At 60.0% G+C, this 25,565-nt stretch carries 23 protein-coding genes; 5 read left to right on the top strand and 18 right to left on the bottom strand.

The genetic code is table 11. The features are described from left to right. Positions 1 to 117: 117 nt before the first annotated feature. Genes FGO67_RS13690 through FGO67_RS13680 form a run of 3 tightly spaced genes read right to left on the bottom strand, consistent with a single transcriptional unit; the run spans position 118 to position 2,550 of the window. Positions 118 to 957 (bottom strand): thymidylate synthase, encoded by an 840-nt coding sequence (locus FGO67_RS13690; protein WP_203301258.1) that lies wholly within the window; start codon positions 955 to 957, stop codon positions 118 to 120. Next, positions 954 to 1,742, bottom strand: a complete 789-nt coding sequence (gene lgt, locus FGO67_RS13685) for a prolipoprotein diacylglyceryl transferase (protein WP_203301257.1) — start codon at positions 1,740 to 1,742, stop codon at positions 954 to 956. The genes FGO67_RS13690 and lgt overlap by 4 nt, the downstream gene beginning before the upstream one ends. A gap of 10 nt (positions 1,743 to 1,752) precedes the next feature. Beyond that, positions 1,753 to 2,550, bottom strand: a complete 798-nt coding sequence (locus FGO67_RS13680) for a sulfite exporter TauE/SafE family protein (protein ID WP_203301256.1) — start codon at positions 2,548 to 2,550, stop codon at positions 1,753 to 1,755. A gap of 90 nt (positions 2,551 to 2,640) precedes the next feature. On the opposite strand from FGO67_RS13680, the gene FGO67_RS13675 reads away from it, so the two are divergent. The 4 genes from FGO67_RS13675 to dxs all read left to right on the top strand — a co-directional run bounded on the left by FGO67_RS13675 (position 2,641) and on the right by dxs (position 6,689). Beyond that, positions 2,641 to 3,414 (top strand): NRDE family protein, encoded by a 774-nt coding sequence (locus tag FGO67_RS13675; RefSeq protein WP_203301255.1) that lies wholly within the window; start codon positions 2,641 to 2,643, stop codon positions 3,412 to 3,414. 54 nt (positions 3,415 to 3,468) lie between these two features. Then, the gene (locus FGO67_RS13670; protein ID WP_138440923.1) at positions 3,469 to 3,723 is read left to right on the top strand and encodes an exodeoxyribonuclease VII small subunit; all 255 of its coding nucleotides are present in this window, start codon (positions 3,469 to 3,471) and stop codon (positions 3,721 to 3,723) included. Continuing rightward, positions 3,723 to 4,619, top strand: coding sequence for a polyprenyl synthetase family protein (locus tag FGO67_RS13665; protein ID WP_203301254.1), 897 nt, complete (start codon positions 3,723 to 3,725; stop codon positions 4,617 to 4,619). The genes FGO67_RS13670 and FGO67_RS13665 overlap by 1 nt, the downstream gene beginning before the upstream one ends. 132 nt (positions 4,620 to 4,751) lie before the next feature. Further along, the gene (dxs, locus tag FGO67_RS13660) at positions 4,752 to 6,689 is read left to right on the top strand and encodes a 1-deoxy-D-xylulose-5-phosphate synthase (RefSeq protein ID WP_203301253.1); all 1,938 of its coding nucleotides are present in this window, start codon (positions 4,752 to 4,754) and stop codon (positions 6,687 to 6,689) included. A 138-nt stretch (positions 6,690 to 6,827) separates the two neighbouring features. Here dxs and ribA read toward each other — a convergent pair whose 3' ends face one another. From ribA to FGO67_RS13630, 6 genes are all read right to left on the bottom strand, one after another. Then, positions 6,828 to 7,442: a GTP cyclohydrolase II gene (gene ribA, locus FGO67_RS13655; protein WP_203301252.1), complete on the bottom strand. Its 615-nt coding sequence runs from the start codon at positions 7,440 to 7,442 to the stop codon at positions 6,828 to 6,830. A 133-nt stretch (positions 7,443 to 7,575) separates the two neighbouring features. Further along, the gene (gene moaC / locus FGO67_RS13650) at positions 7,576 to 8,064 is read right to left on the bottom strand and encodes a cyclic pyranopterin monophosphate synthase MoaC (RefSeq protein WP_203301251.1); all 489 of its coding nucleotides are present in this window, start codon (positions 8,062 to 8,064) and stop codon (positions 7,576 to 7,578) included. 87 nt (positions 8,065 to 8,151) lie between these two features. After that, on the bottom strand, positions 8,152 to 9,123 hold the full coding sequence (locus tag FGO67_RS13645) for a Nudix family hydrolase (RefSeq protein WP_203301250.1): 972 nt from the start codon (positions 9,121 to 9,123) through the stop codon (positions 8,152 to 8,154). Positions 9,124 to 9,125: 2 nt separating this feature from the next. Next, on the bottom strand, positions 9,126 to 10,343 hold the full coding sequence (argJ, locus tag FGO67_RS13640) for a bifunctional glutamate N-acetyltransferase/amino-acid acetyltransferase ArgJ (RefSeq protein WP_203301249.1): 1,218 nt from the start codon (positions 10,341 to 10,343) through the stop codon (positions 9,126 to 9,128). Between the two features lie 106 nt (positions 10,344 to 10,449). Continuing rightward, positions 10,450 to 13,194, bottom strand: coding sequence for a preprotein translocase subunit SecA (gene secA / locus FGO67_RS13635; RefSeq protein WP_203301248.1), 2,745 nt, complete (start codon positions 13,192 to 13,194; stop codon positions 10,450 to 10,452). Positions 13,195 to 13,388: 194 nt separating this feature from the next. Next, complete coding sequence (locus FGO67_RS13630; protein ID WP_238942461.1) at positions 13,389 to 14,324, bottom strand: M23 family metallopeptidase; 936 nt, start codon at positions 14,322 to 14,324, stop codon at positions 13,389 to 13,391. A 231-nt stretch (positions 14,325 to 14,555) separates the two neighbouring features. On the opposite strand from FGO67_RS13630, the gene FGO67_RS13625 reads away from it, so the two are divergent. Continuing rightward, positions 14,556 to 15,002, top strand: a complete 447-nt coding sequence (locus tag FGO67_RS13625; RefSeq protein ID WP_203301246.1) for a DciA family protein — start codon at positions 14,556 to 14,558, stop codon at positions 15,000 to 15,002. Between the two features lie 10 nt (positions 15,003 to 15,012). Here the strand turns inward: FGO67_RS13625 and lpxC are convergent, their stop codons facing one another. From lpxC to murD, 9 genes are all read right to left on the bottom strand, one after another. Then, positions 15,013 to 15,930, bottom strand: a complete 918-nt coding sequence (gene lpxC, locus FGO67_RS13620; protein ID WP_138440933.1) for a UDP-3-O-acyl-N-acetylglucosamine deacetylase — start codon at positions 15,928 to 15,930, stop codon at positions 15,013 to 15,015. A gap of 233 nt (positions 15,931 to 16,163) precedes the next feature. Then, positions 16,164 to 17,321 (bottom strand): cell division protein FtsZ, encoded by a 1,158-nt coding sequence (gene ftsZ / locus FGO67_RS13615; protein WP_041340286.1) that lies wholly within the window; start codon positions 17,319 to 17,321, stop codon positions 16,164 to 16,166. A gap of 98 nt (positions 17,322 to 17,419) precedes the next feature. Then, on the bottom strand, positions 17,420 to 18,655 hold the full coding sequence (gene ftsA, locus FGO67_RS13610; protein WP_203301245.1) for a cell division protein FtsA: 1,236 nt from the start codon (positions 18,653 to 18,655) through the stop codon (positions 17,420 to 17,422). 35 nt (positions 18,656 to 18,690) lie between these two features. Next, positions 18,691 to 19,530 carry a cell division protein FtsQ/DivIB gene (locus FGO67_RS13605; RefSeq protein WP_203301244.1) on the bottom strand — a complete coding sequence of 280 codons (840 nt, stop codon included), beginning with the start codon at positions 19,528 to 19,530 and terminating at the stop codon, positions 18,691 to 18,693. Then, positions 19,523 to 20,512, bottom strand: coding sequence for a D-alanine--D-alanine ligase (locus FGO67_RS13600; protein ID WP_420844517.1), 990 nt, complete (start codon positions 20,510 to 20,512; stop codon positions 19,523 to 19,525). The genes FGO67_RS13605 and FGO67_RS13600 overlap by 8 nt, the downstream gene beginning before the upstream one ends. Next, positions 20,505 to 21,950: a UDP-N-acetylmuramate--L-alanine ligase gene (gene murC / locus FGO67_RS13595; protein WP_203301243.1), complete on the bottom strand. Its 1,446-nt coding sequence runs from the start codon at positions 21,948 to 21,950 to the stop codon at positions 20,505 to 20,507. The genes FGO67_RS13600 and murC overlap by 8 nt, the downstream gene beginning before the upstream one ends. Beyond that, on the bottom strand, positions 21,943 to 23,028 hold the full coding sequence (murG, locus tag FGO67_RS13590) for an undecaprenyldiphospho-muramoylpentapeptide beta-N-acetylglucosaminyltransferase (protein ID WP_203301242.1): 1,086 nt from the start codon (positions 23,026 to 23,028) through the stop codon (positions 21,943 to 21,945). The genes murC and murG overlap by 8 nt, the downstream gene beginning before the upstream one ends. Beyond that, positions 23,021 to 24,220: a putative lipid II flippase FtsW gene (ftsW, locus tag FGO67_RS13585; protein ID WP_203301241.1), complete on the bottom strand. Its 1,200-nt coding sequence runs from the start codon at positions 24,218 to 24,220 to the stop codon at positions 23,021 to 23,023. The genes murG and ftsW overlap by 8 nt, the downstream gene beginning before the upstream one ends. After that, positions 24,220 to 25,560, bottom strand: a complete 1,341-nt coding sequence (gene murD / locus FGO67_RS13580) for a UDP-N-acetylmuramoyl-L-alanine--D-glutamate ligase (RefSeq protein WP_203301240.1) — start codon at positions 25,558 to 25,560, stop codon at positions 24,220 to 24,222. The genes ftsW and murD overlap by 1 nt, the downstream gene beginning before the upstream one ends. Positions 25,561 to 25,565: the final 5 nt, after the last annotated feature.

Raw genomic sequence — 25,565 nt, 5'->3', positions numbered from 1 at the left:
CCAAAAACCGCCTCAAGGCATCCATGCGCGGCTTGAGCTCCGCCATCCATGGCTCCGCACATTTTTGGCAAGCCAACCCCACGCCCTCGCGATCCAGCCTTCGAATCTATCCGTCCATTAAATGGCGATCGGCGCTCTAATAACCGGGTATGGCTCATAACCTTCAAACTCGAAATCTTCCAGCTCGTACTCAAAGATCGAAGCCGGCTTGCGCTTGATGACCAGTTTTGGCAACCCGCGCGGCTCCCGCTTGAGCTGTTCGAATACGATGTCGTCGGTCAGGTGGTTCTGGTACAGGTGGCAATCGCCGAAGGTGTGCACAAACTCACCCACGTCCAGATCACATTGCTGGGCAATCATGTGAGTCAGCAAGGCGTAGGAAGCAATGTTGAACGGTACACCCAGGAACAGGTCGGCACTGCGCTGGTACAGCTGACAGGAGAGCTTGCCGTCGGCCACGTAGAACTGGAACAGGCAGTGGCATGGGGCCAGAGCCATGCGGCCTTCGCGCACATTATCCTGGGGGCCAATGGATTCGTCCGGCAGTTCAGCCGGATTCCAGGCCGACACGATCAGGCGGCGGGAGTTGGGCTTGGTCTTGATCTGCTCGATGACTTCGCTGATCTGGTCCACTACACGGCCGTCCGGGCACTGCCAGCTGCGCCATTGTTTACCGTAGATCGGCCCGAGATCGCCGTCGTCCAGCGCCCACTCGTTCCAGATCGAGACCTTGCGCTCTTTCAGCCAGTTATTGTCGGTGGAGCCATTCAGGAACCAGAGCAACTCGTAAATGATGCTGCGCAGGTGAACCTTCTTGGTAGTCACCAGGGGGAAACCATCCTGCAAATTGAAGCGCAGCTGACGGCCAAACACGGAGCGGGTGCCGACGCCGGTTCGGTCGCCTTTGTTGAATCCGTTATCCACGACGTCCTGCATCAGGTCGAGATAAGCTTTCATTCTGCAGTTCTCCGGTAAGCAATAGACATGAGTACGGCGCCGGCCAGGATCATCGGTGTCGACAGCACCTGCCCCATGGTCAGCCAGTCAAAGGCCAGATAGCCCAACTGTGGGTCCGGCTCGCGCACGAATTCAACCAGGAATCGGAAGATGCCATAGAAGATCAGGAACATGCCGGATACCGCCATTCTCGGCCTCGGGTTGGCGGAAAACCACCAGAGGATAGCGAACAGCGCCACACCTTCCAGGGCAAACTGGTACAACTGGGATGGGTGTCGTGCCAGCGTGTCCGGAGCGGTGCGGAACACCATACCCCAGGAGACGTCGGTCGGCTTGCCCCAGAGTTCGCCGTTGATAAAGTTGCCGATACGCCCGGCACCCAGGCCAACCGGCACCAGTGGCGCCACGAAATCGGCAATCTTCCAGAAACCAGTCCCGACTTTGCGGCCATACCACCACATAGCCAGCATCACGCCCAACAGGCCGCCGTGGAAGGACATACCCCCTTCCCAGACTCGCAGCAACCACAGTGGGTCCGCCAGGAAGACGTCGAAGTTGTAAAAGATCACGTAGCCGAAGCGGCCACCCAAAATCACGCCCAGTGCCAGGTAGAACAGCAGATCGCCCATCTGCTCTTCGTTGATCGGCGACCAGGGCTTGCGGGTGCGCAGGCGGCCCAGCCACCAACCCGCTACAAAGCCAACCAGATAAGTCAGGCCGTACCAATGAATCTTAAACGGCCCAATGGCGATGGCCACCGGGTCTATTTGGGGATGCTGCAGCATCGACTACCTCTCAACTCAGAAGAAAACGAAGTCCCAAAACCAGTAGGACGACGGCGAAGATTCGCTTCAGCACCGCGCCATCAAGCCGGTGCGCCAGCGCGGCACCGAAGCGAGCAAAGAACACGCTGGTCAACACAATGCCTATAAACGCTGGCAGATAGATAAAGCCGACGCTGTATTCCGGCAGGTTTGCATGATCCCAGCCGGTCCAGACGTTACCCAGGGCACCGGCCACAGCGATGGGCAGCCCACAGGCCGCCGATGTTCCGACCGCCTGCTGCATGCGCACGTTGCACCAGTTCAGGTACGGCACAGTCAGGGTGCCCCCACCGATGCCAAAGATCGCCGACGCCCAGCCGACGACTCCGCCGGAAGCGGCCAGCCCAGGGTGGCCAGGAATATCCCGCCCGGGTTTCGGGTGGGCTCCGATCAGCATTTTGATCGCCACGGCAATGACAAACACACCGATAACAAGTTCCAGCGCCGGTCCACTAAGTAGTGACGCCGACCAGGCACCCAAAACCGCACCAAACACGATACCCACGGCCATCGGCCGGAATATCTCCCAGCGCACGGCGCCGCGTTTATTGTGCGAACGAATCGAACTCAAGGAGGTGAACACGATGGTCGCCAGCGACGTGCCAACCGCCAGGTGGGCCGCCACCTCGGGACTGACGCCCTGGAGGCCAAAACTGAAGATCAGTACCGGGACAATAACCAGCCCGCCGCCAATACCGAAAAGACCGGCCAGAGTGCCAGCCAGAGCACCCAGCGCAAGGTAAGACGCAAACACGTAAAACAGGGCCATCGCCTTGCCCACACCCCCAAGAAAATAAGGCTGGTATGATACACACCACAACTTGCAACTTCATTAACTCCCGGAGCGCCGCGCAAAGCCATGTGCCTGATTGCTTTCACCCTTGGCCAGCATCACGACTTCCCTCTCGTAGTGGCCGCTAACCGGGACGAGTTTTTCCGCCGACCGACGGCGGCAATGGACTGGTGGACGACTGAAAAAGGCACCGAGGTCCTGGCCGGCCGCGATCTGCAATCAGGCGGAACCTGGCTTGCGGTGGGCCGGGACGGTCGCGTCAGTGCCGTGACCAATGTCCGTGAAGGCTCCCCCGAAACCGGCCAGAGCAGCCGCGGTGAGTTGCCGATTCGCGCCCTGGCGGAATCCATTCCGGCCCTTGCAAGCTCTCTGTCGAGCCGAACCGAACAGTATGCCGGCTTCAATCTGGTGCACCTGAATGCGGCATCTGGCTGGTATTACAGCAACCGGGACGCCCACCCCGGCCGACGGGTGCATCGCGGCGCCTACGGGCTCAGCAACCATCTGCTGCAAACGCCTTGGCCAAAGTTGCTGCGGCTCCGCCAGACCGTCGCCGATGTGGTGGCGTCGTCCGGCAGCGACCCGGACCAACTTCACCAGGCGTTGATTCCCCTGCTCCAGGACACCACGCCGGCACCGGATGACCTATTGCCCGACACCGGCGTTGGCCTGGACACCGAGCGTTTCCTGTCATCCCCGTTCATTGTCGGCGACGCCTACGGAACCCGCGCCACCACCATTGTAAGCGTGTCTCGCCATGGCCAGATCACGGTCAGTGAACAGGGCTGGGGCCCCAATGCGCAAGCGCTTGAATATCGCCGTTTCCAGTGGCAGCGATAGCCCGCAAGCTCTGGTATAATCCGCCAAATTCTGACACCCGATCGGAGGGCCCTGATGGCCAGTGAACAAGGCGCCACATCCATTGCAGACTTCGAAAAATCTCTCGATGAACTGGAAAAGCTGGTTCGGGACCTCGAGCAGGGCGAACTTTCTCTCGAGCAGTCGCTGACCGCATTCGAACGGGGCGTCAAACTGACCCGGGAATGCCAACAAGCCCTGAAGAGTGCTGAGCAACGTGTGGAACAGCTGGTCCAGAACAGCGACGGCACCCTGGAAACCCGACCGTTCAAGCCGGACGATGCCAACTGATGGCTGATCAGAACAAACTGGCCTTGGATTTCCTGGAGACCTGCCGAGTTCGCGTGGACGCGGAGCTGGATCGATGCATCGAACGAAACGCAGCCTCCGAGCGGCTTCAGGAAGCCATGCGCTACAGCGTGCTCGGCGGCGGCAAGCGTATCCGCCCGGCGCTGTGCCTGGCCGCGGCCAAAGCGGTTGGTCAGGCCGGTGACCAGGGCCTGGCCCCGGCCTGCTCGGTGGAACTGATCCACGCTTACTCCCTGATTCACGACGATCTGCCGGCCATGGACGATGACGAGTTGCGCCGGGGCCGCCCCACCACGCACATTGCATTTGACGAGGCGACCGCCATTCTGGCCGGCGATGCCTTGCAGACCCTGGCCTTTGGCTTGCTGGCCAATAACAGTGAAGGCAGTGCCGAGGCACGGCTCGCGATGATCCAGGAGCTGGCACGCGCCAGCGGTTCTCAGGGCATGGTTGGTGGCCAGGCCATCGATCTAGAGTCGGTAGGCAAGACGCTGTCTCTGAGCCAGCTCGAAACCATGCATCGGCACAAGACCGGCGCCTTGATCGAGGCCAGCGTGCGGCTCGGCGCCTTGACCGCGCCGTCGGTGTCAGAAGCGGCTTTGGCGGACCTGACTGCCTATGCCCGCGCCCTGGGCCTGGCGTTCCAGGTTCAGGACGATCTCCTGGATATCGAAGGTGACACCGAGGTGATCGGCAAACCCCAGGGCTCAGACGCCGCCCGCGCCAAGCCGACGTATCCGGCCCTGCTGGGCGTGGCCGGTGCCCGGGAGCACCTGGCCGCGTTACTTTCCGGTGCGCTCGAGAGTCTCCGGACCTTTGGCCCCGAGGCAGACCCGTTGCGGGCAATGGCGGATTACGTGGTGGCACGAACCCATTGAACCCCTGCCCCCGAAGGGCGCACACTGACTTTAATCAATGCGTAACAACTGGCCCGATTGGTGTGAAACAGGCAGCCCTGTTCCCCTATAATGCCAGGCAGTTGCCGAACATTCCGGAAAAGACCCGAGCAGATGCAGGATACTTACACATTCAAGGAAATCCCGTCACAGCGGCCCAACACCCCGCTGCTGGACCGGATCGATGCCCCGGCCCAGCTGCGAGAATTGCCGGCTGAACAGCTTACCCAGCTGGCCCGGGAACTGCGCGCGTTTTTGCTGTGGTCTGTGGGCCAGACCGGAGGCCATTTTGGCGCGGGTCTTGGCGTGCTCGAGCTGACCGTGGCTTTGCATTATGTCTTTAACACCCCGAAAGACCGTCTGGTTTGGGACGTAGGTCACCAGGCCTACCCCCATAAGATTCTCACCGGCCGGCGTGAACAGATGGGCACCATCCGTCGTAAGGACGGCCTGGCCGGCTTCCCGAAGCGCGCCGAGAGCGAGTACGACACTTTTGGTGTGGGTCATTCCAGCACCTCCATCAGTGCGGCCCTCGGCATGGCCATCGCCGCCCGCATGCAGAATACCGGTCGCAAGAGCATTGCCGTCATTGGCGACGGTGCGATGACCGCAGGCATGGCCTTCGAGGCGCTGAACCATGCCGGCCATCTTCACTCCGACATGCTGGTGATCCTGAACGACAACGACATGTCGATCTCCCGCAATGTCGGTGGCCTCTCCAATTACTTCGCCAAACTGCTGGCCAGCCGGACCTATAACCAGGTTCGCGACAGCAGCAAGAAGGTGCTTCAGGGCGCGCCGCACCTGATGGCCCTGGCCAAGAAAACCGAAGAGCACTTCAAGGGCATGATTGCCCCCGGCACCCTGTTCGAAGAGCTGGGTTTCAATTACATCGGCCCCATCGATGGCCATGACTTGCCGTTGCTGGTCGAGACCCTGGAAAACATCCGGGAACTCGAAGGACCTCAGTTCCTGCACGTGGTCACCACCAAAGGCAAGGGCTTCGCCCCGGCCGAAGCCGACCCGATTGGCTATCACGCCATCAACAAGATCGAGCCGGTGCCGGCCCATAAACCCGAACCGGTCACCCCCAAGCCGGCCAAGCCCAAGTACGCCAACGTCTTTGGCCAGTGGCTGTGCGACACCGCAGAGCAGGACGAACGGGTGGTTGGCATCACCCCCGCCATGTGCGAGGGCTCGGATCTGCTGGCGTTTGCCGAACGCTATCCTGAGCGCTATTTCGATGTCGCTATTGCCGAGCAGCATTCGGTCACCCTGGCCGCCGGGCTCGCCTGCGATGGCGCCAAACCGGTCCTGGCAATTTACAGTACCTTTCTGCAACGGGGTTACGATCAGCTGATCCACGACGTTGCGATCCAAAACCTGGACGTGCTGTTTGCAATCGACCGGGCTGGACTCGTGGGCGAGGATGGCCCGACCCACGCCGGTGCCTTCGATATCAGCTACCTTCGCTGTATCCCGAACATGCTTGTGATGACACCGTCGGATGAAAATGAAACCCGCCAGCTGCTGCAAACCGGCCTGATGTTCAAGGGCCCGGCTGCAGTTCGATACCCCCGTGGCACTGGCCCCGGCGCAAAGATCCAACCATCTCTAGACGGACTGCCCATCGGCAAGGGCCGGCGGGTTCGTGAAGGCAGCAGCATTGCCATCCTTAACTTCGGCACTCTGCTGGCGCCTGCGCTTGAGGCAGCTGAGGCTCTGGGTGCAACGGTGGCGGACATGCGCTTTGTGAAGCCGCTGGACGAGGCGCTGATCGTCGCCCTGGCCGAGCAGCATGAGTTGCTGGTGACACTTGAAGAGAACGCGATTGCCGGTGGCGCCGGCAGCGCGGTAACCGAGTTCCTGAACCATCGCGAGGTACAGATGCCGGTACTGCAGCTGGGCCTGCCGGACACGTTTATTGATCACGGCAAGCACGGTGAGTTGCTGCACGACTGCGGCCTCGATGCTGACGGCATCAAAGCTGCCATCGAAGGACGCATGGAGCGCCTGCAGCGTCAGAGCCTGAAGGCGGTGAAACAGTCTTGAACTGGTCGACAGCCTTGAACTGGTAGACAGCCTTGAACTGGTGGACAGTCTTAAAACGCTAGACAGCCACGAACCGCTGCCACGAAAAAGCCCGCCATTTGGCGGGCTTTTTTATGCAACTGGCACGAGCTCCCAACCTCAGCCGGTGAGATCGTCGTCCTGATGAGTTTCCAGCCAGTGCCCAAGTTTGCTCTGTTTGGTGTCCAGGTAGTGCTCATTGTGCGGATTCCGGCCCACATGCAGCGGCACCCGCTCGGTGATATCAATGCCGTACGACTCCAAAGCTTTAACCTTCCTCGGGTTGTTGGTCATCAGTCTCAGGCTCTTGATGCCCAAATGCTCCAGCATGTCTTTACACATGCTGTAGTCCCGAAGGTCGGCGGCGAAACCAAGCTGCTCGTTGGCCTCAACCGTATCTGCACCCTGATCCTGCAGGTTGTAGGCCCGGATCTTGTTTAGCAGGCCAATGCCGCGGCCTTCCTGACGCAGGTACATGAGGATACCCCGGCCTTCCCGGGCAATACTGCGCAGAGCTTCTTCCAGCTGATAGCCACAGTCACAGCGCATGCTGTAAAGCGCATCGCCGGTAAGACACTCGGAGTGAGTACGGGCCAACATGGGCTCGCTTCTGTCCAGTTCACCCAGGGTCAGGGCCACGTGCTCTTTACCCGTGTCCGGTTCCTCAAAGCCGTGCATGTCAAAAACACCGAACGGAGTCGGCAAACGGCAAGTCTGGATGTAACGAACAGCCACAGTGGTTCCTCGTGGTTCAATCAATCGGGCCGCGCATTCTAGCACGCGGCCGTTGGCTTGGCGTAGTCCCGACACGGCTCCTCTCCTGGGCCTTGGAATTACTAGGGATCTACGAGCGGATACCCGGCACGGATTAACTCTCAGGCCGAGGGGACACCCAATGGCCACTGCGACCGCCTTTCTTTTCCAGCAGGCGAACCGCGCCAATCTCCATCCCACGGTCCACCGCTTTACACATATCGTAAAGCGTCAGCGCCGCAACACTGGCGGCGGTCAGGGCTTCCATTTCGACCCCCGTCTGCCCTGAGAGTTTGCACCGGGTCTGGATGTGCACCGAGGCACCGTCTTCGCCCGGCGCCAACTCAACCTTAACCGAAGTCAGATTGAGCGAGTGGCAAAGCGGAATCAGCTCGTGGGTCTTTTTCGCGGCCATGATGCCGGCAATCCGGGCGACGGCCAGCACATCCCCTTTCGGATGGTCACCGGCAATAATCATGTTCAGGGTTTCCGGGCTCATGCGAATGGTCGCCTCGGCCCGGGCTTCGCGCTCGGTCACGGCCTTGTCAGTGACATCGACCATGCGGGCTTCGCCATTGTCATCAAGGTGCGTCAGCTTGCTCACGGCATCTCCAAAACTGTCTTGAATGAGGGATTCGACTGGCAGGATTAAAAGCATACCAGAGATGAGCGCCACAGCCCCGGATAACGGTCAGTCCTGTGGCCACCAGAACCGGATACCGGCAACCCCCTGAGCGCCCTCTCTGCGAGCACGAACAATGTGTTCAGGGTTCAAGCCACCCAGTCCGAACACCGGAATGGTTGCGGTGGCCGTCAGCTCTCGAAACGCGTCCCAGCCAATGCCCTCTGCCCCAGGGTGGGTGGCCGTCGCCTGTACGGGCCCCAGCGTGGCGTAGTCCGCCCCGATCTCGACCGCATGAGCAAGCTGATCGGCGCTGTGGCAGGACACACCGAGCCAGACCTGCGACGGCACCGGCCGGGACACAAGCTTTGCTGCCTCGCGCCACGGCAGGTGCAGCCCCGCCGCACCCGGCGTGTCGGCAAAGCGTGCCGGCGCCCCGTGGACGATCAGTCCGGTGCCAGCGCTCCGGCACACCGGCAGGGCCTGCTGAGCTAACTCGCGGTAGGCGTCTGATGCCAGCTCCGGAGTCCGGAGTACGATCAACGACTGTTGTTGATGCGCCAGCGCCGCCTGCAGGCTCGCCACGCCACCGTCCACGGTGGTGATGGTACCGGTGATCGCCATCAACGAGGGCAAGCGCAGGGCCCGGATGATGGGGCGATTGGCGGCCGGGAACTGATCATCCTGAAGCTCTTCGGGCGCCAGCCAGGCGATAGGCTGACCTTCACAACCCACGGCTTCACCGACGGCCTCTGTGGTGCGCCACACGTCCAGGAACACCCGCTTGTCACCGTAGTCATGGCGGATGCCGATAACCGGCTCAAGCGACGCCTCCGGCACCGCCAGAGCAGTTTCCTCAGCAATCTCGCGCACCAGTGCCTGCTGGACCGTTTCGCCTGGCTCGACCTTACCACCGGGAAACTCCAGCAACCCACCCTGATGGGTGTGGTCCGGACGCCGGGCAATCAGCACCCGGCCATCACGGATAATGACCGCGACGGCGACGTGAATCTCACGGATCGGCGCTGCTACAACGGTCATGCTTAGGTCCGGTACTCGGCGTTAATGGTCACGTAGTCGTGGGAAAAGTCGCAGGTCCAGACGGTTTCATTCACCGTGCCACGCTTGAGATCGATGGCGATGGTAATGTCCTCACGATCCATGACCGCCTGGCCACGGCTTTCCGAGTAGTCGTCGGCGCGGCCACCGTTACGAACCAGGCAAACCTCGCCCAGGAAGATCTCCAGGGCATTGAGATCCAGGCCCGGAACGCCGGCACGGCCAACCGCGGCCAGAATCCGCCCCCAGTTGGGATCGGAGGCAAACAGGGCGGTTTTCACCAGGGGCGAGTGCGCCACGGTGTAAGCCACATCCAGCGCCTCCTGCTGAGTCGCAGCGCCGCTGACATCAATGGTCACGAATTTGGTGGCGCCCTCGCCGTCGCGCACGATGGCGTGTGCCAGGTCGAGGTAGATCTGGCGCAGGGCCTCGCGCAACTTGGGCAGCTCAGGACTGTCGACGGTAATCTCGGGCCCGCTGTACTGACCGCTGGCCATCAACATGCAGCAGTCGTTGGTGGACGTATCACCATCGATGGTGATTCGGTTGAATGATTTCTCGCCCAGCTCAGAGGCCAGTGTCTGCAGCAGTTGCGGTTCGATGCGGGCGTCTGTGGCGATGAACCCCAGCATGGTGGCCATGTTCGGGCGAATCATGCCCGCACCCTTGCTGATTCCGGAAATGGTCACGATATGGCCACCAAGATCCAGCTGGCAGGACGCACCCTTGGGCCGGGTGTCGGTTGTCATGATACCACTGGCCGCCTCGGCCCAGCGCCCTTCGTCCGTGCTGGCGAGCGCCGCCGGCAGAGCATCGACAATTTTTGCCACCGGCAACGGCTCACCGATCACACCCGTTGAAAAGGGCAGCACCTCAGCGGCGCTGACACCGGCTTGCTGCGCCAGGGCGGTACAGCACGCCACGGCATCGGCCATGCCGCGCTCACCGGTGCCGGCGTTGGCATTGCCGGTATTGATCAGCAAGTAACGAGGTGACGTTGAGGCCAGGTGCTGTCGGCTCAGGGTGACCGGCGCCGCACAGAACTGGTTACGGGTAAAGATACCGGCGACCCGGCTTTCCGGCGCCAGTTCGAACACTACGATGTCCTTGCGGCCGGGCTTCTTGATACCGGCGCTGGCAATGCCGAGCTTGACGCCGGCCACCGGGAAAAATTCGGGCAAGGTTCCGGGACCTACTGCCATCCTGTATCTCCTCTGACAATGCCTGGAACAGGCAATTCATAACGTAAAAACCCGCAGCCTGAAGATGTCAGGTTGCGGGTCTTGAACCTTGGTTCGGTCTCAACGATTAACTGACCTTACCATGGCATTGCTTGTACTTCTTGCCGGATCCGCACGGACAGGGTTCGTTGCGCCCCACCTTGCGCTCCTGACGGACAAAAGTCTCCGGCGTAGCGCCAGCCTGCTGCTCGCCCTGGCCGGCGCCTTCAGCCGCACTCTCGGCGGTGGCGCTGGTCTCGTCGTGACGCAGACGGGCGCGGGCCAGTTCCTGCTCCAGCTCCTGCTTGCGACGGCGCTCGACTTCTTCCATCTCTTCCCGGCTCTGCACCCGGACGTGGCAAAGCACTCGGGTAACATCGCGCTTCATGGTTTCGAGCATGTCCTCGAACAGGTTAAACGCCTCGCGCTTGTATTCCTGCTTCGGGTTCTTCTGGGCGTAACCGCGCAGATGGATACCACGGCGCAGGTGATCCATGTTCGACAGGTGCTCCTTCCACAACGTGTCCAACACCTGCAGGAAGACCTGCTTTTCGAACTTGCGCATGGCTTCAGCGCCGGCAATTTCTTCCTTGCCCTTATACGCGGTGACTATTTCGTCGAGGATCTTCTGACGCAGACTCTCTTCGTGCAGGTTGCTGTCTTCGTCCAGCCACTTCTGCACCGGCAGCTCGATGGACATTTCTGACTGCAGCTGGGATTCCAGCCCGGCCACATCCCACTGCTCCGGCATGCTCTGGGGCGGGATGTACTCGCTGACCATGGTGTCGACCACGTCGGCACGGATGGTATCGACCATGTCAGAAATGTCTTCCGAAGACATCACTTCGTTGCGCTGCTCGTAGATCACCGTACGCTGATCATTGGCGACGTCGTCGTATTCCAGCAGCGTCTTACGCATGTCGAAGTTGCGGCCCTCAACCTTCCGCTGGGACTTCTCGATGGCATTGGTCACCATCCGATGCTCAATGGCTTCGCCCTTTTTCATGCCCATGGCCTGCATCAGGCTCTTGACCCGATCCGGCGCAAAGATTCGCATGAGGTTGTCTTCCAGCGACAGGAAGAAGCGGGAGGAACCCGGATCGCCCTGACGACCGGCACGACCACGTAGCTGGTTGTCGATACGGCGGGATTCATGCCGCTCGGTACCGATGATGTGCAGGCCACCGGCATCCAGCACTTGGTTGTGGCGCTCGGTCCACTCGGCCTTGATCTTGGCCACGTCTTCCTCGGACGGATTCTCCATGTCCGCGACTTCAAACTCCCAGTTACCACCCAGTACGATGTCGGTACCACGACCGGCCATGTTGGTGGCAATGGTGACCGCACCGGGGCGACCGGCCTGGGCAATGATCAGGGCTTCGGAATCGTGCTGCTTGGCGTTCAGGATTTTGTGATCAATGCGCGCCTTTTTCAGCAGCATCGACAACAGCTCGGACGCCTCAATGGACGCGGTACCCACCAGGATCGGACGGCCCTCGGTGGTGACATCCTTGATCTCATCAATGATGGCGTGGAATTTCTCTTCCTGGGTCAGATAAATCAAATCGTTGTAATCGATACGCTGGATCGGCTTGTTGGGCGGAATCACCACCACATCCAGGCCATAGATCTGGCGGAATTCAAACGCTTCGGTGTCAGCGGTACCGGTCATCCCCGCGAGCTTGTCGTAGAGACGGAAGTAATTCTGGAAGGTGGTGGAGGCCAGGGTCTGGCTCTCAGCCTGAATGTTCACGCCTTCCTTCGCCTCAACAGCCTGGTGCAGACCTTCGCTCCAGCGACGACCCGGCATGGTACGGCCGGTGTGTTCGTCAACGATGACCACCTGGCCACCCTGGACGATGTAGTCGACGTCCTTCTGGAACAAATGATGGGCACGCAGAGCCGAATGGACGTGATGCAGCAAGCTCAGGTTTGAGGCCGAATACAAACTCTCGCCCTCGGCCAACAGCCCCTTATCCAGCAGCAGTTCTTCGACGCGCTCGTGACCGGATTCGGTCAACTCAACCTGACGGGACTTTTCATCGATGGTGAAATCGCCGGTGGGTTCGCCTTCTTCCGGCACTTCGCCCTGCTCCAGATTCGGGATCAGCTCGTTGACCGCCTTGTAGAGCTTGGAGCTGTCCTCTGCGGCGCCAGAGATGATCAGCGGGGTCCGCGCCTCGTCGATCAGGATCGAGTCAACCTCATCCACGATGGCGTAATTCAGGCCACGCTGCACCTTGTCCTCGGTGCTGAACGCCATGTTATCGCGCAGGTAATCGAAACCAAATTCGTTGTTGGTGCCGTAGGTGATGTCGGCCTGGTAGGAGGCGCGTTTTTCTTCCTGCGGCTGACCGGACGCAACAACGCCGACCTGCAGTCCCAGGAACCGGTACAGCTTGCCCATCCACTCGGCATCACGGCGTGCCAGGTAATCGTTCACAGTTACCACGTGAACCCCTTTACCCGGCAGAGCATTCAGGTACACCGATGCGGTTGCCACCAGGGTCTTACCTTCACCGGTCTTCATCTCCGCAATGTGGCCTTCGTGCAGAGTGATACCACCAATCAACTGGACATCGTAATGACGCATGCCCATGACCCGACGGCTGGCCTCGCGAACCGTGGCGAAAACTTCCGGCAGCAACGCGTCCAGGGCCTCGCCTTCTTCAATTCGACGCCTGAACTCAGCAGTCTTGCCTTGCAGTTCGGAGTCGGAAAAATTGCCAAACTGTTCCTCAAGTTCGTTAATGCGCATCACTGATTTACGCATACGCTTGATTTCTCTGGCATTTTTACTGCCGAACATCTTGGTTGCAAGCTTTGTGAACATAGACCACTGCTTCTTTGATTAATCGGAGGAAGCCGGCATTCTAACCTTATTTCGCGACAGGAAAAAAGGTGGCGCTCATGGCCGGACAGATTGGGATAACTTGTTGATGTTCCAACTGCCGGTCAAGACGACGCTGAGGACGCCGGGACAGCAGAACGTGAGGGAAGGAACCCTCACGCGGAGCGAAAGGAACGTCAGTTGCTGGACCGGGCGATGTACTTCACCGGATCTTTGGAACGGCCGTTATGCAGCACTTCAAAGTGCACGTGGGGGCCAGTGGATCGGCCGGTGCTACCCATCAGGGCCACTACCTGCCCTTTCTGCACGACGTCACCGACATTGACTTCGATGGTCTTGCAGTGGCCGTAGCGGGTGACCAGGCCGTCACCATGATCGATCTCGACCAGGTTGCCGTAGCCGTAGCGCTCGCCCGCCCAGGTTACAACACCGCCGGCGACCGAGATAATGTCACTGCCTTCCTTGCCAGCCAGGTCGACGCCGTCATGCCAGGTGCGCTTGCCATTAAAGGGATCGGAACGGTAGCCGTACTTGGAGGAGAGCCAACCCCAGGTGATCGGCCGGCCCTCAACAAACATTTCATCTTCGAGCTTCTGCCGCGATGCCAGCTTATCGAGTAACCGCAACTGCTGCTCCCGGTCGTCCAGCTGCTCTTCCAGACGCTCAATCATCCGGGTCAGTTCCGGTGCGCTGAACGACTCCCGCTCACCGCTGTTTTCCGGGCCACCAACGGCGGCAGGCTCATCAAAATTGAACTCTTCACTGCCAACCAGTCCGGATTCGACAAACCGCTGCCCTAGCGCATCCAGCCGGAGTAGGCGGCCCTGTATCTGGCCCAGACGAAGGGTCAGCGCATCAATCTGCTGCTGCACTTCCTGCTGAACCACCGACAATTCTGACTTCTGTTCATCCAGCCGCGCCTGCCAATGGGCCACCAGGGCAGACGGGGTCGGTTTCTCGGCCTCAGCCTTGCTGACCGCAACCTGAAAACCTGCCCAGCCCGCCATACCAAGCACCGCCAGTAACAGGCAGAGCAGGCCCACGACCACCGGCGCGCTCATTGCCACCACGCGGGATTGCCCGTGATGTCTGCCAACAAGGATAATGTTCATATCATTTTCTGATTTCATCTTGAGTCGCAACCTATGTCCTGTAGTGTTGCGCCTCGGAAATTTCCATATGGGCTTGCCATCCATGACAACAACTACGTGCTGAAATGTCGTAGCGCCCGGGTAGACATACTTCGTCTCGACAATGTAAAACGAGTCTAGTATGAGCACTACGCATAAACCGTGCCGAAGTGTAACCAATCGTAAACAAATTCGTCGAGTGAAAACCCGCCCATGAAGCGAAAAAGCGAACAGAAAGCAAGCTTTGACAAGCTCGGTGGCACCCCGGTCCTGAAAGAGCTCATGACCAAGGCGGAACTTCATCGCCAGGCCGAGGAACAGGTGCTGTCTGCACTACCCGGCTCGCTTGCCGAAGGCACACGGTTTGTCAGCTGTCAGGAAGGCGAGCTGGTTCTGTCCGCAGAAAATGCCGGTAAAGCCAGCCAGATTCGCTTCCGCCAGCACGAGATCATGGAGAATGTGCGGGAAAACGAGTTGTTCAAGTTCGTCTGGAAGCTCAAGGTCAAGGTTGTCCCGCCAAGATTCCGGGACGCACCCAGGTTCGTAAAAGCACCCCTGAGCAAAGAAAATGCCCGGCTCCTCAAAGAGGAAGCCGGGCACACGAAGGATAAAAAACTACGCGAGGTTCTCGAAAAACTCGCAAGCCACGTCCGGGATTAGGCGTCCTGCCTTAAGCCGGGGCCGCCAGCACAGGCTTCATGTAGGAGATGGGCGCGGTCGCTTCGTCATCGAAGGTAACCACTTCCCACGCATCCTCTTCGGCCCTGAGCTTGCGCAGTAGCTTATTATTCAGATCGTGACCGGATTTAATGCCCCGGAACTCACCAATCAGGCTATTGCCCAATAGGTACAGGTCGCCAATGGCGTCCAGCACCTTGTGCTTAACAAACTCGTCATCGTAACGAAGACCGTCTTCGTTAAGAATCTTGTAGTCGTCAACCACAATGGCGTTGTCCACACTGCCACCTAGGGCCAGGTTCATCGCCCGCAGCTTCTCAATGTCGCGCATAAAACCAAAGGTCCGAGCACGACTCACCTCTTTTACAAACGAGGTGCTGGAGAAGTCGACGGTTGCGGTCTGGGCACGACCCTTGAACACCGGGTGGTCAAAGTCGATGCCGAAGCTGACCTTGAAACCTTCAAACGGCAGGAAGGTAGCCTTCTTGTCGCCTTCTTCAAGGGTCACTTCCCGCTTGATACGGATGAAACGTTTGGCCGCTTCCTGCTCGGCAATGCCGGCAGACTGAAGCAGGAACACGAACGGTCCAGCGGAGCCATCCATGATCGGCACTTCAGCAGCGCTGAGTTCCACGAAGCAGTTATCGATACCGAGACCAGCCATTGCCGACAGCAAATGCTCTACTGTCGCCACACGAACACCGTCTTTTACCAGCGTCGTAGACAGCATGGTCTCACCCACATTTTCCGCGCAGGCACGAATCTCGACCATCGGGTCCAGATCGGTCCTCCGGAAGATGATGCCTGAGTCTACCGGGGCGGGTTTCAGGGTAAGGTAAACCTTTTCCCCGGAGTGCAGCCCTACACCGGTAGCACGGATAGTGTTTTTAAGTGTCCGTTGTCTGATCATCGGTTCATTATTCCGTCACAAAATGTCGATATTCTGAGCAAAAATCTGCCCGGAGAATATCAGAAAGTAAGACTGAGTACCATTTAACCAACGCGGCTTTGCGTCAAATTTACAATAAGCCAACGCTTGGTAATCAGCGCACGTTTATCCGGATTAATGGTTCCCTTTTGTTACTCCAGTTCTCGAACCTGGACCTACAAAAGCTTAAACCGGATCACACTTGCAACAGATTATCAATCAGCCTGACGTCGCAGGAATGCGGGAATATCGAGATAGTCGACACCCTGCTCTTCGCTTTCCTTGCTCTGGTCAATCGCAACGTTGCCGTGAGAGACAGCGCGACGACGCAGAACCGCCGGACGATCCAACTGGTTGTAATCGGTTGTACCATCAAGTGTGCGGGAGTTGTCCACCACCTTGGTGGGCTTTTCCCGATCACCACCGAGGCCTGTAGCCACTACGGTGACCTTCAGTTCGTCGGTCATTTCCGGATCGATCACGGTGCCCACAACCACGGTGGCGGAATCCGAGGCAAACTCACGCACAATGTCGCCAACCTCGGAAAATTCGCCCAGGTTGAGATCCATGCCGGCGGTGATGTTGACCAGAATACCCTTTGCGCCCTGCAGGTTGATGTCTTCCAGCAGCGGGCTGCGCACGGCGGCTTCGGCAGCTTCGCGGGCCCGGTTTTCGCCGGTGGCGCGGGCAGTACCCATCATCGCCATGCCCATCTCAGACATCACCGTCTTCACGTCGGCAAAGTCGACGTTGATCATGCCGTTGCGGGTAATCAGATCGGCGATACCCTGAACCGCGCCCAACAGCACATCGTTGGCCGAGGCGAAGGCGTCCAGCAGGCTGGTCTTCTTACCCATGACCGCCAGCAGTTTTTCATTCGGGATGGTGATCAGCGAGTCGACGCACTCTTCCAGCTCCTTCAGGCCGGCCTCGGCGACGCTCATGCGCTTGCCACCTTCAAAAGTAAATGGCTTGGTAACCACAGCCACGGTCAGGATACCCAGCTCGCGAGCCACTTCGGCCACAACCGGGGCAGCACCGGTACCGGTACCTCCGCCCATGCCTGCAGTGATGAAGACCATGTCCGCGCCTTGCAGGGATTCAGCAATACGGTCCCGATCTTCCAGGGCAGACTGGCGCCCTACTTCCGGATTCGCGCCGGCACCCAGACCCTTAGTGATGTTGCCACCCAGCTGGATGATCTGGCGCGCATCCATGTCCGTCAGTGCCTGGGCATCTGTGTTGGCGCAGATAAACTCCACACCTTCGATGTCGCTGTTAAGCATGTGACGCACGGCGTTACCGCCGCCTCCGCCTACACCGACGACTTTAATGACAGCGTTTTGCTGGACATTATCGACGAGTTCAAACATTTCCCCTACTCCTTCGTGCTGTTAGTTCAGCCTTTCCAGGCTGTTTTTTTTTCGAGAATGTTTATTCGAGATACCTTCGTTTTCTATATCCCTGGCGGTCAGAATTGCCCCGTAAACCAGGCTTTCATGCGCTCAAACAGCGAGGGTGCATCTTCACCCTTGAGCACCGGCGCCCGCCCCAGATCCATCTGGCGGAAGCCATGGATCAGCAACCCGACGCCGGTGGCGTAAATCGGGTTGTTGACCACTTCCGTCATACCCGAGACCGCCTGCGGACAGGCCAGCCTTACCGGCATGTGGAAGATTTCCTCGGCCAGTTCCACCACACCTTCCATGGTGGAGGAACCGCCCGTGATAACGATGCCTGCCGGGATCATGTCTTCGAACCCCGAGCGGCGCAGTTCGGACTGGACCAGCGTGAACAGCTCCTCGTAGCGCGGTTCGACCACTTCCGCCAGGGCCTGACGGGACAGGTCTCTGGGCGCACGATCGCCAACGCTCGGAACCTTGATGGTCTCATCGGCGCCGGCCAGCTGTGTCAGCGCGCAGGCATACTTGATCTTGATTTCCTCGGCGTTCTGCGTGGGTGTCCGCAGCGCCATGGCAATGTCGTTAGTGACCTGGTCACCGGCAATCGGGATGACCGCGGTGTGGCGAATGGCACCACCGGTGAAGACCGCGATATCGGTGGTTCCGCCGCCAATGTCCACAACACAGACGCCCAGCTCTTTTTCGTCCTCGGTCAGAATGGCGTGACTGGAGGCCAGTTGCTCCAGGATGATGTCATCCACCTCGAGGCCGCAGCGCTTCACGCACTTCTCGATGTTCTGGGCGGCGTTAACGGCACAGGTCACCAGGTGCACCTTGGCTTCAAGCCGCACACCGGACATGCCCATCGGCTCCTTGATACCTTCCTGGCTATCGATCACGAACTCCTGCGGCAGGATGTGCAGAATTTTCTGATCCGCCGGGATGGCCACCGCTTGGGCGGCATCAATGACCCGGTCAATATCAGCCTGGGTCACTTCACGATCGCGAATGGCGACAATGCCATGGGAGTTCAGGCTCTTGATGTGACTACCGGCAATGCCGGCATACACCGAGTGAATACGGCACCCAGCCATGAGCTCAGCCTCTTCCACCGCACGCTGGATGGCCTGGACGGTGGTTTCGATGTTCACCACCACCCCACGCTTGAGCCCCCGTGAAGGGTGGGAACCAATGCCCACCACCTCAATGGTGCCGTCCATCTTGCGCTTGCCGACTATCGCAACAACCTTGGATGTTCCGATATCGAGGCCGACAATCATGTTTTCCGTTTCAACCGATGACATGTATCTCACCAAACCGTGGTCTGAATTAACCGTTGCTATGATTTCGGGCCGGAAGTGGCTTCCGCCGCCTTCCATTGCACCGCCACACCATTGGTGTAGCGGGCATCGACCCGACTGACTTCGTCCGACCGTGACGCCAGTCGGGTTTCATAAACTGTGATAAACCGTTCGAATCTCTGCTCGACCTGATCCCGGCCCAGCACCACTTCGATGCCGTTGGCCAGTTGCAGGGTCCAGGCGCCGCGCTGCTCCAGCGACAAGCCTGCGAAGTTGAGGCCGTGGCCGACCAGTTCTTCGCTCATGGTCTGGGCCATGCGAATAACATCCCGAACCCGTTCATCGGGCCCTGCCAGCTTCGGCAGCCGGCCTGCCACTTCCGGGTTGGGAGGCAGAAACAGCTCTCCGGTGCGGCTGACCAGCCGACCATCGGTCCAATAGGCCAACGGCTTCTTTTCCCTAATGTCGATGGCCAGCCGATCCGGCCAGACCCGGCGCACCGCTGCGGACTCAACCCAGGGCCGCCGCTCCAGACTGTCCTTGATCTCCGACAGGTCAGTAGCGAAATAGCTCTTGCCAATCCAATTACCGGCAGCACGCTCGATCGCGACCTTGCTGTCACCCACCAAATCGCCCTTCACATCAACCGCCAGAATCTGCTGATCCATGGCTCCCAGCACCTTGCCAGTGCCCCAGGGCACCAATGCTGCGAGCAGTACGATCACTGCCCCCATGCCCACCTGCAACCACGGCACGGTGGCCAGCACTGCTTTCAACACGCCAAACCGGTCCCGCTCCGGGCCGAGGGACGTAGCCCCCCGGCGACGCGGGGGATCGGACGGTTCCGCCCGACTCCGGATCAGCAGTGTCTCAAGCATCGCGACCCTCCTGGGTGTTACAGGTCAGGGTGTCATCGAGAATCCGGACCACCAGCTCCTCAAAGCTGATGCCCGCCGCCCTGGCCGCCATCGGCACCAGGCTGTGATCGGTCATACCCGGCACCGTATTCACTTCCAGCAACCAAAACTGGCCGTCGTCGTCCTGCATGATGTCGACACGCCCCCAGGTCCGGCAGCCCACCACCCGGAACGCATCCAGTGCCAGCTGCTGCAGACGGATCTCGTCGTCGGTCGCCAAGCCACAGGGAATCCGGTAGCGGGTGTCGTCGGCCAGATACTTGGCGTCGTAGTCGTAAAACACGTGATCAGTGCTCAAGCCAATGGCCGGCAATGCCCGATCCTGAAGCAGGCTAACGGTGAACTCCGGCCCTTCAATCCACTCTTCCACCAACACCAGGGTGTCCAGCGCCTCGGCTTCCTCATAGGCTTCCACCAGCTCTTCGGCAGAGTTGACCTTTCGGATGCCGATGCTGGAACCCTCGCGGGACGGCTTTACGCTCAATGGTGCGCGCAGCTCCGCCACGATCTGCTCCGCCTCATCGGCGGACGACATGGTGCGGAACTTCGGCGTCGGCAAACCGCAGCCTTTGAACACATACTTGGTACGCAGCTTGTCCATGGCCAGTGCCGACGCCAGCACTTCACTGCCGGTGTACGGGATCCCAGCCTGATCGAGAATCGCCTGGAGCGTGCCATCCTCACCACCACGCCCGTGCAAGGCGATAAAGACCCGATCAAAGTCCGGATCTTCCACGGTCTTTAGCAGACAACCACGGACATCCACGGCAAAGGCATCAACGCCGGCTGATACCAGCGCCGCCAGCACGGCTTTCCCGCTTTTCAGGGACACGCCCCGCTCGGCGGAATCGCCTCCCATAAATACGGCCACGCGCCCCAGCTCTCGCACCAGCTCGGGGGGTGCCTGATAGGGCTGGGGTTCGGGATGTTGCATGTCACTCACTGGCAATTACTCCTGCTGCGGCCAATCTGGCGGCCACACCACCAATATCTCCGGCGCCCTGGGTCATCAGCAGGTCGCCGTCCTGCAGCACGTTCGCCAACAGGCTTTCAATTTCGTTGTTGTCTTCCACAAACATCGGCTCAACCTTGCCCCGCTGCCGGATGCTGCGGCACAGAGCTCGGCCGTCAGCACCGGGAATGGCTTGCTCGCCTGCGGAATAGACATCCATCAGCAACAGGCCGTCGACCTCGGACAGCACTCGCACGAAGTCCTCGTACAAATCGCGGGTACGGCTGTAGCGATGGGGCTGATAGAGCATCACCAGACGACGGCCCGGCCAGGCATCGTGGGCAGCGCGAATGACCGCCTCAACCTCGGTCGGATGGTGGCCGTAATCGTCCACCAGGGTGATGTTGCCCTTCGGCGTCTGGTAATCACCGTAGACCTGGAACCGGCGCCCGACGCCGGCAAAACTTGCCAGGCCCTGACAGATGGCGGCGTCGTCCACGCCCTCATCAGTGGCCACCGCAATCGCCGCTACCGCATTCAGGACGTTGTGGCGACCCGGCATTTTCAGCTCTACCGCCAGATCGGACCGCCCCCCGGGGCGTTTCACCACAAAGCGCGTACGCAGGCCGTCTGATTGAATCTGTTCCGCGCGGTAATCCGCCTCCGGGTTGTCGATTCCGTAGGTGATGATGGCGCGGGAAATACGCGGAATGATTTCGCGGACGTAGCCGTCGTCCACGCACATAACCGCGACCCCATAGAACGGCAGGTTATGCAGGAAATCGACGAAGGTCTGCTTCAATTTCTCAACGTCACCGCCGTAAGTGTCCATGTGATCGGCTTCGATGTTGGTCACCACCGAGATCACCGGCGTCAGGTGCAGGAACGAAGCATCGCTCTCATCGGCCTCCGCCACCAGATACCGGGAACCGCCCAGCTGGGCATTGGTGCCGGCGCTGTTGAGTTTGCCACCGATAACAAAGGTGGGGTCCAGTCCGGCTTCGCCCAGCACTGAGGCAATCAGGCTGGTGGTTGTGGTCTTGCCGTGAGTGCCTGCCACCGCAATACCATGGCGATAGCGCATGATTTCGGCGAGCATCTCGGCCCGCGGCACGATCGGCACCCGGCGACTGCGGGCAGCAACCACTTCCGGGTTGTCCGCTGATACCGCGGTGGATACGACCACCACATCAGCCTTGCCACTGTTCTCGGCCCGGTGGCCAATGTGGACTTCAATACCCATGGCCTCCAGGCGCTTGGTGACCGCGCCGGATTTCAGATCAGAGCCTGAAACGTCGTAGCCCTGGTTCTTGAGCACTTCTGCAATACCACTCATACCGGCGCCGCCAATGCCCACGAAATGGATGTGGCGGATACGGCGCATTTCCGGCACCTGGTAAACCAGCGGCGGATTGATTGGGTCAGCCATTGGCGGCCTCCAGACAATAATTCACAACTCTCTCCGTTGCATCGGGGCGGGCCAGCGTGCGCGCGGCCTTAGCCATGTTGATTACCCGAGTCCGGTCGCGTCCTAAATCAGCCAGGGTCTCTGCCAGGTTTTCCGGGGTCAGCCGGCTCTGGGGAATCAGCACCGCCGCGCCGGCCGCGACCATCTGCTGACCGTTCTTGGTCTGATGGTCATCAACCGCGTGGGGAAAGGGCACAAGAATCGCTCCGACCCCAGCCGCGCAAAGTTCAGACACCGTCAGCGCTCCAGCACGGCAGAGCACCACATCGGCCCAGGCATACGCCTCGGCCATATCCTTGATGAAGGGCTCGACGTTCACATCCAGCCCCTGCTGTTCATAGGCGGACCGGGCCGCCTCCAAATTCTTTTCACCACACTGGTGACGGATGACCGGACGGTCAGCCTCGGCCATGGCCGCCAGCGCTTCCGGCACTTGCCGGTTAAATACCTCGGCACCGAGACTGCCACCGACAATCATTAGCCGCAGCGCTCCTTCATGCTCGGTCATGCGGTCTTCCGGAGTTGGCAGACGGGCCAGATCCTGGCGCACCGGGTTGCCCGTGCAGCGGGTAACCACACCGTTACCGAAACTGCCCGGGAAGGCCTCCAGTACCGTTTCTGCAAACCGAACCAGAATCCGGTTGGTCATTCCGGCAACCGCGTTCTGCTCATGAATCACCAGCGGTGTCCGGGTCAGCCAGGCCGCAACGCCGCCCGGGCCGGTAACGAAGCCACCCATGCCAACCACGCAGTGGGGGCGAATCCGGCGCATGATCGTAAACGCCTCGCCCAGGGCCCGCATTAGACGGAACGGTGCTTTCAGCAACGCCAGCTTGCCTTTGCCGCGAAGCCCGGATATATGAATCAGCGACAGCGGGATATCAGTCTCGCCGATCAGCCGCTGCTCCATGCCGCCACTGGCGCCTAGCCAGTACACCTGGTGGCCCTGGGCCTCAAGCGCCCTGGCCGTGGCCAGCGCGGGAAACACGTGGCCTCCAGTGCCACCGGCCATCATCAGGAACCGACGCTGCTCACTCATAGGCAGCCCCTCCCCGAGTTCGGCGACCGGACTTTTCCCCGGCCAGGCGCACCTTATCCAAACGCTCCATCTCCACTCGAGCCAGAACGCCAATACTCACGCACATAATCATCAAACTGGAACCGCCATAGCTCACCAGTGGCAGGGTCAGGCCCTTGGTCGGCAGCATGCCGGTGCTGACCGCAATATTAATGGTTGCCTGTAGACCGATCAGCAACGTTATGCCGTAGGAAAAGCAGGCGCCAAAGGGCATATCTGCTTTCTCTGCCCGGCGGGCGATCACGAAGCCACTGACGACCAACAGGGTGAACAGGGCCAGCACGATCAACGATCCCAACAGGCCAAATTCCTCGGCGATAATGGCAAAGACGAAGTCCGTGTGGGCCTCGGGCAGATAAAACAACTTCTGGATCGAGTTGCCGAGCCCGACACCGCCCCATTCACCTCGGCCAAACGCGATCAGCGACTGGGTCAGCTGATAGCCGCTGTCGAACTGATCCTTCCAGGGGTCGAGATAGCTCACCACCCGCTTCAGTCGATAGGGCTGGGTCAGCACCAGCAGGGAGCCCAGCACCACCAGAATCACAATCAGCGGCACAAACCGGCTGAGCCGGACGCCGCTTAGGAAAATCATGCCGGCGGCCGCCGATACCAGCACCACGGTGGCACCGAAATCCGGCTGAATAACCAACAGCACCGAGGCAACCCCCAGCACGACCAGGGGCTTGAGAAAGCCCGGCCAGGTGTTCAGAAGCTCGTCGCGGCGGCGCACTACGTACCCGGCCAGATAGGCGATCAGGCACAGCTTGGCGACTTCCGAGACCTGCACGTTAAACAAGCCAAACGGGATCCAGCGGGTGGAGCCGTTGACGGTCCGGCCCAGCGGCGTCAACACCAGCACCAGGGCCAGCAGTCCAATCCCGAGCAGCAGCCAGCCACTGCGCTCCCACCAGGCAACCGGCACATTCACCGCCACCAGGGCCATGCCGCAACCCAGTGCAGCAAACAGCAACTGGCGGATGACATAGTGGTAGCTGTTACCCATGGTCTCGGCCGCCATGTCCATGGAGGCCGAAGAAATCATCACCACGCCCATCACCAGCAGAGCCACCGAGCTGATCACCAGCATCGGCAGCGGCTGGATTTCACCCAGCCACTGATGTCGGTTTGGTACGGCGAATCCGGTCTGCATCAGAGCGCCTCCACCAATGCGCGGAACTGCTCACCGCGATCAAGATAATCCCGGAACATATCGAAGCTGGCGCAGGCCGGTGAAAACAGCACACGGTCCCCAGCCTGGGCCAGCTTGCCTGCGGTTGATACCGCGTCCGCCACGGACTTGACCTGATGACACTCAACACCGGTACCCACGGCATCGGCAATCAGCCCGGCATCTCGGCCAATCAACACCAGCGCTCGACAATGCAACAGTGCCGGCGCCTGCAAGGGTGCGAAATCCGCACCCTTGCCGTCACCGCCGGCAATCAGCACCACCTTGCCCTGTTCCGGCGCCAGGCTTTCAATGGCCGCCACAGTAGCGCCAACATTGGTGCCCTTGGAATCGTTGATGTAGTCAACACCGGCCACCTGGCGGATAAACTCGCAGCGATGCGGCAGTCCGCCAAATTTGCGCGCCACCTCGAGCATCACATCCATTGGCAGTCCGGCGGCGCGACCAAGACCGAGGGCCGCCATCACATTGCTGACGTTATGGTGCCCCATGAGCGAAAGTTCACTGGTTCGCAGCAAGTTATCGAACCCGAAGGTCACCCAGGTTCCGCCGTCGTCGTCGCGGGTACTGAAGGTCTCAGGATTGACCCGATGAAATCCATAACAGATGAACTGCAACCCTTCTCGAGCCATGGGCGTGCTCAAGGCATCGTCCAGATTTACCACGGCGGTTTTGCAGCCCTGGAAGATCCGTTGCTTGGCCTGGAAATAAGCCATTTTGTTCGGGTACCGATCCATGTGGTCGTCACTGACATTCAGCACAGTGGCCGCCAGTGGATGCAGACCTTCCGTGGTTTCCAGCTGGAAGCTGGATAGCTCCAATACGTAGAGGTCAGCGCCACGGCCAAGCAGATCCAACGCCGGCGTGCCGATATTACCGCCCACCTCAACCTTGCGCCCCGCCGCCAGGGCCATCTCACCAACCAAGGTGGTAACCGTGGTTTTCCCATTGGAGCCCGTGATAGCCACGATCGGCGCATCCGCAGCTTCGGCGAACAGATCAATATCGCCCCGAATTCGGGCGCCGGCCTGTGCGGCCTGTTTGATCGCCGGCTCTGAAACATTGATACCCGGGCTAACGACCAATTCGTTGAAGCCGGAGAACAGCTCCGCATCGAACGGCCCCAGATGTACCGGCACATCGGGCCAGCCTGCGCGCAGCTCGTCCAGGCCGGGAGGCGCTTCGCGACTGTCGGCAACCGTGATGTCACGGCCCTGCTCGGACAGATAGCGCACGCAGGAGAGCCCGGTTTTACCGAGCCCTACTACCAGTGTGCGACGATCCGAAACAATGACGCTCATAGACG

The sequence above is a fragment of the Marinobacter sediminum genome (assembly GCF_016820575.1).
GTDB lineage: Bacteria > Pseudomonadota > Gammaproteobacteria > Pseudomonadales > Oleiphilaceae > Marinobacter > Marinobacter sediminum.
Note: the sequence above shows the minus strand (reverse complement) of the source record. Positions and strands in the feature narration are given on the sequence as shown.

Excerpts from the sequence above, each read along its gene's own strand:
- ftsZ (WP_041340286.1), bottom strand. The coding sequence starts at position 17,321 with ATGTTTGAACTCGTCGATAATGTCCAGCAAAACGCTGTCATTAAAGTC.
- murG (WP_203301242.1), bottom strand. The coding sequence starts at position 23,028 with ATGAGTGAGCAGCGTCGGTTCCTGATGATGGCCGGTGGCACTGGAGGC.
- lgt (WP_203301257.1), bottom strand. The coding sequence starts at position 1,742 with ATGCTGCAGCATCCCCAAATAGACCCGGTGGCCATCGCCATTGGGCCG.
- FGO67_RS13630 (WP_238942461.1), bottom strand. The coding sequence starts at position 14,324 with ATGAACATTATCCTTGTTGGCAGACATCACGGGCAATCCCGCGTGGTG.
- FGO67_RS13645 (WP_203301250.1), bottom strand. The coding sequence starts at position 9,123 with ATGACCGTTGTAGCAGCGCCGATCCGTGAGATTCACGTCGCCGTCGCG.
- FGO67_RS13670 (WP_138440923.1), top strand. The coding sequence starts at position 3,469 with ATGGCCAGTGAACAAGGCGCCACATCCATTGCAGACTTCGAAAAATCT.
- murD (WP_203301240.1), bottom strand. The coding sequence starts at position 25,560 with ATGAGCGTCATTGTTTCGGATCGTCGCACACTGGTAGTAGGGCTCGGT.
- dxs (WP_203301253.1), top strand. The coding sequence starts at position 4,752 with ATGCAGGATACTTACACATTCAAGGAAATCCCGTCACAGCGGCCCAAC.
- ftsW (WP_203301241.1), bottom strand. The coding sequence starts at position 24,220 with ATGCAGACCGGATTCGCCGTACCAAACCGACATCAGTGGCTGGGTGAA.
- FGO67_RS13675 (WP_203301255.1), top strand. The coding sequence starts at position 2,641 with ATGTGCCTGATTGCTTTCACCCTTGGCCAGCATCACGACTTCCCTCTC.
- murC (WP_203301243.1), bottom strand. The coding sequence starts at position 21,950 with ATGGCTGACCCAATCAATCCGCCGCTGGTTTACCAGGTGCCGGAAATG.
- FGO67_RS13625 (WP_203301246.1), top strand. The coding sequence starts at position 14,556 with ATGAAGCGAAAAAGCGAACAGAAAGCAAGCTTTGACAAGCTCGGTGGC.
- FGO67_RS13605 (WP_203301244.1), bottom strand. The coding sequence starts at position 19,530 with ATGCTTGAGACACTGCTGATCCGGAGTCGGGCGGAACCGTCCGATCCC.
- secA (WP_203301248.1), bottom strand. The coding sequence starts at position 13,194 with ATGTTCACAAAGCTTGCAACCAAGATGTTCGGCAGTAAAAATGCCAGA.
- ftsA (WP_203301245.1), bottom strand. The coding sequence starts at position 18,655 with ATGTCATCGGTTGAAACGGAAAACATGATTGTCGGCCTCGATATCGGA.
- argJ (WP_203301249.1), bottom strand. The coding sequence starts at position 10,343 with ATGGCAGTAGGTCCCGGAACCTTGCCCGAATTTTTCCCGGTGGCCGGC.
- FGO67_RS13665 (WP_203301254.1), top strand. The coding sequence starts at position 3,723 with ATGGCTGATCAGAACAAACTGGCCTTGGATTTCCTGGAGACCTGCCGA.
- FGO67_RS13690 (WP_203301258.1), bottom strand. The coding sequence starts at position 957 with ATGAAAGCTTATCTCGACCTGATGCAGGACGTCGTGGATAACGGATTC.
- lpxC (WP_138440933.1), bottom strand. The coding sequence starts at position 15,930 with ATGATCAGACAACGGACACTTAAAAACACTATCCGTGCTACCGGTGTA.
- FGO67_RS13680 (WP_203301256.1), bottom strand. The coding sequence starts at position 2,550 with ATGGCCCTGTTTTACGTGTTTGCGTCTTACCTTGCGCTGGGTGCTCTG.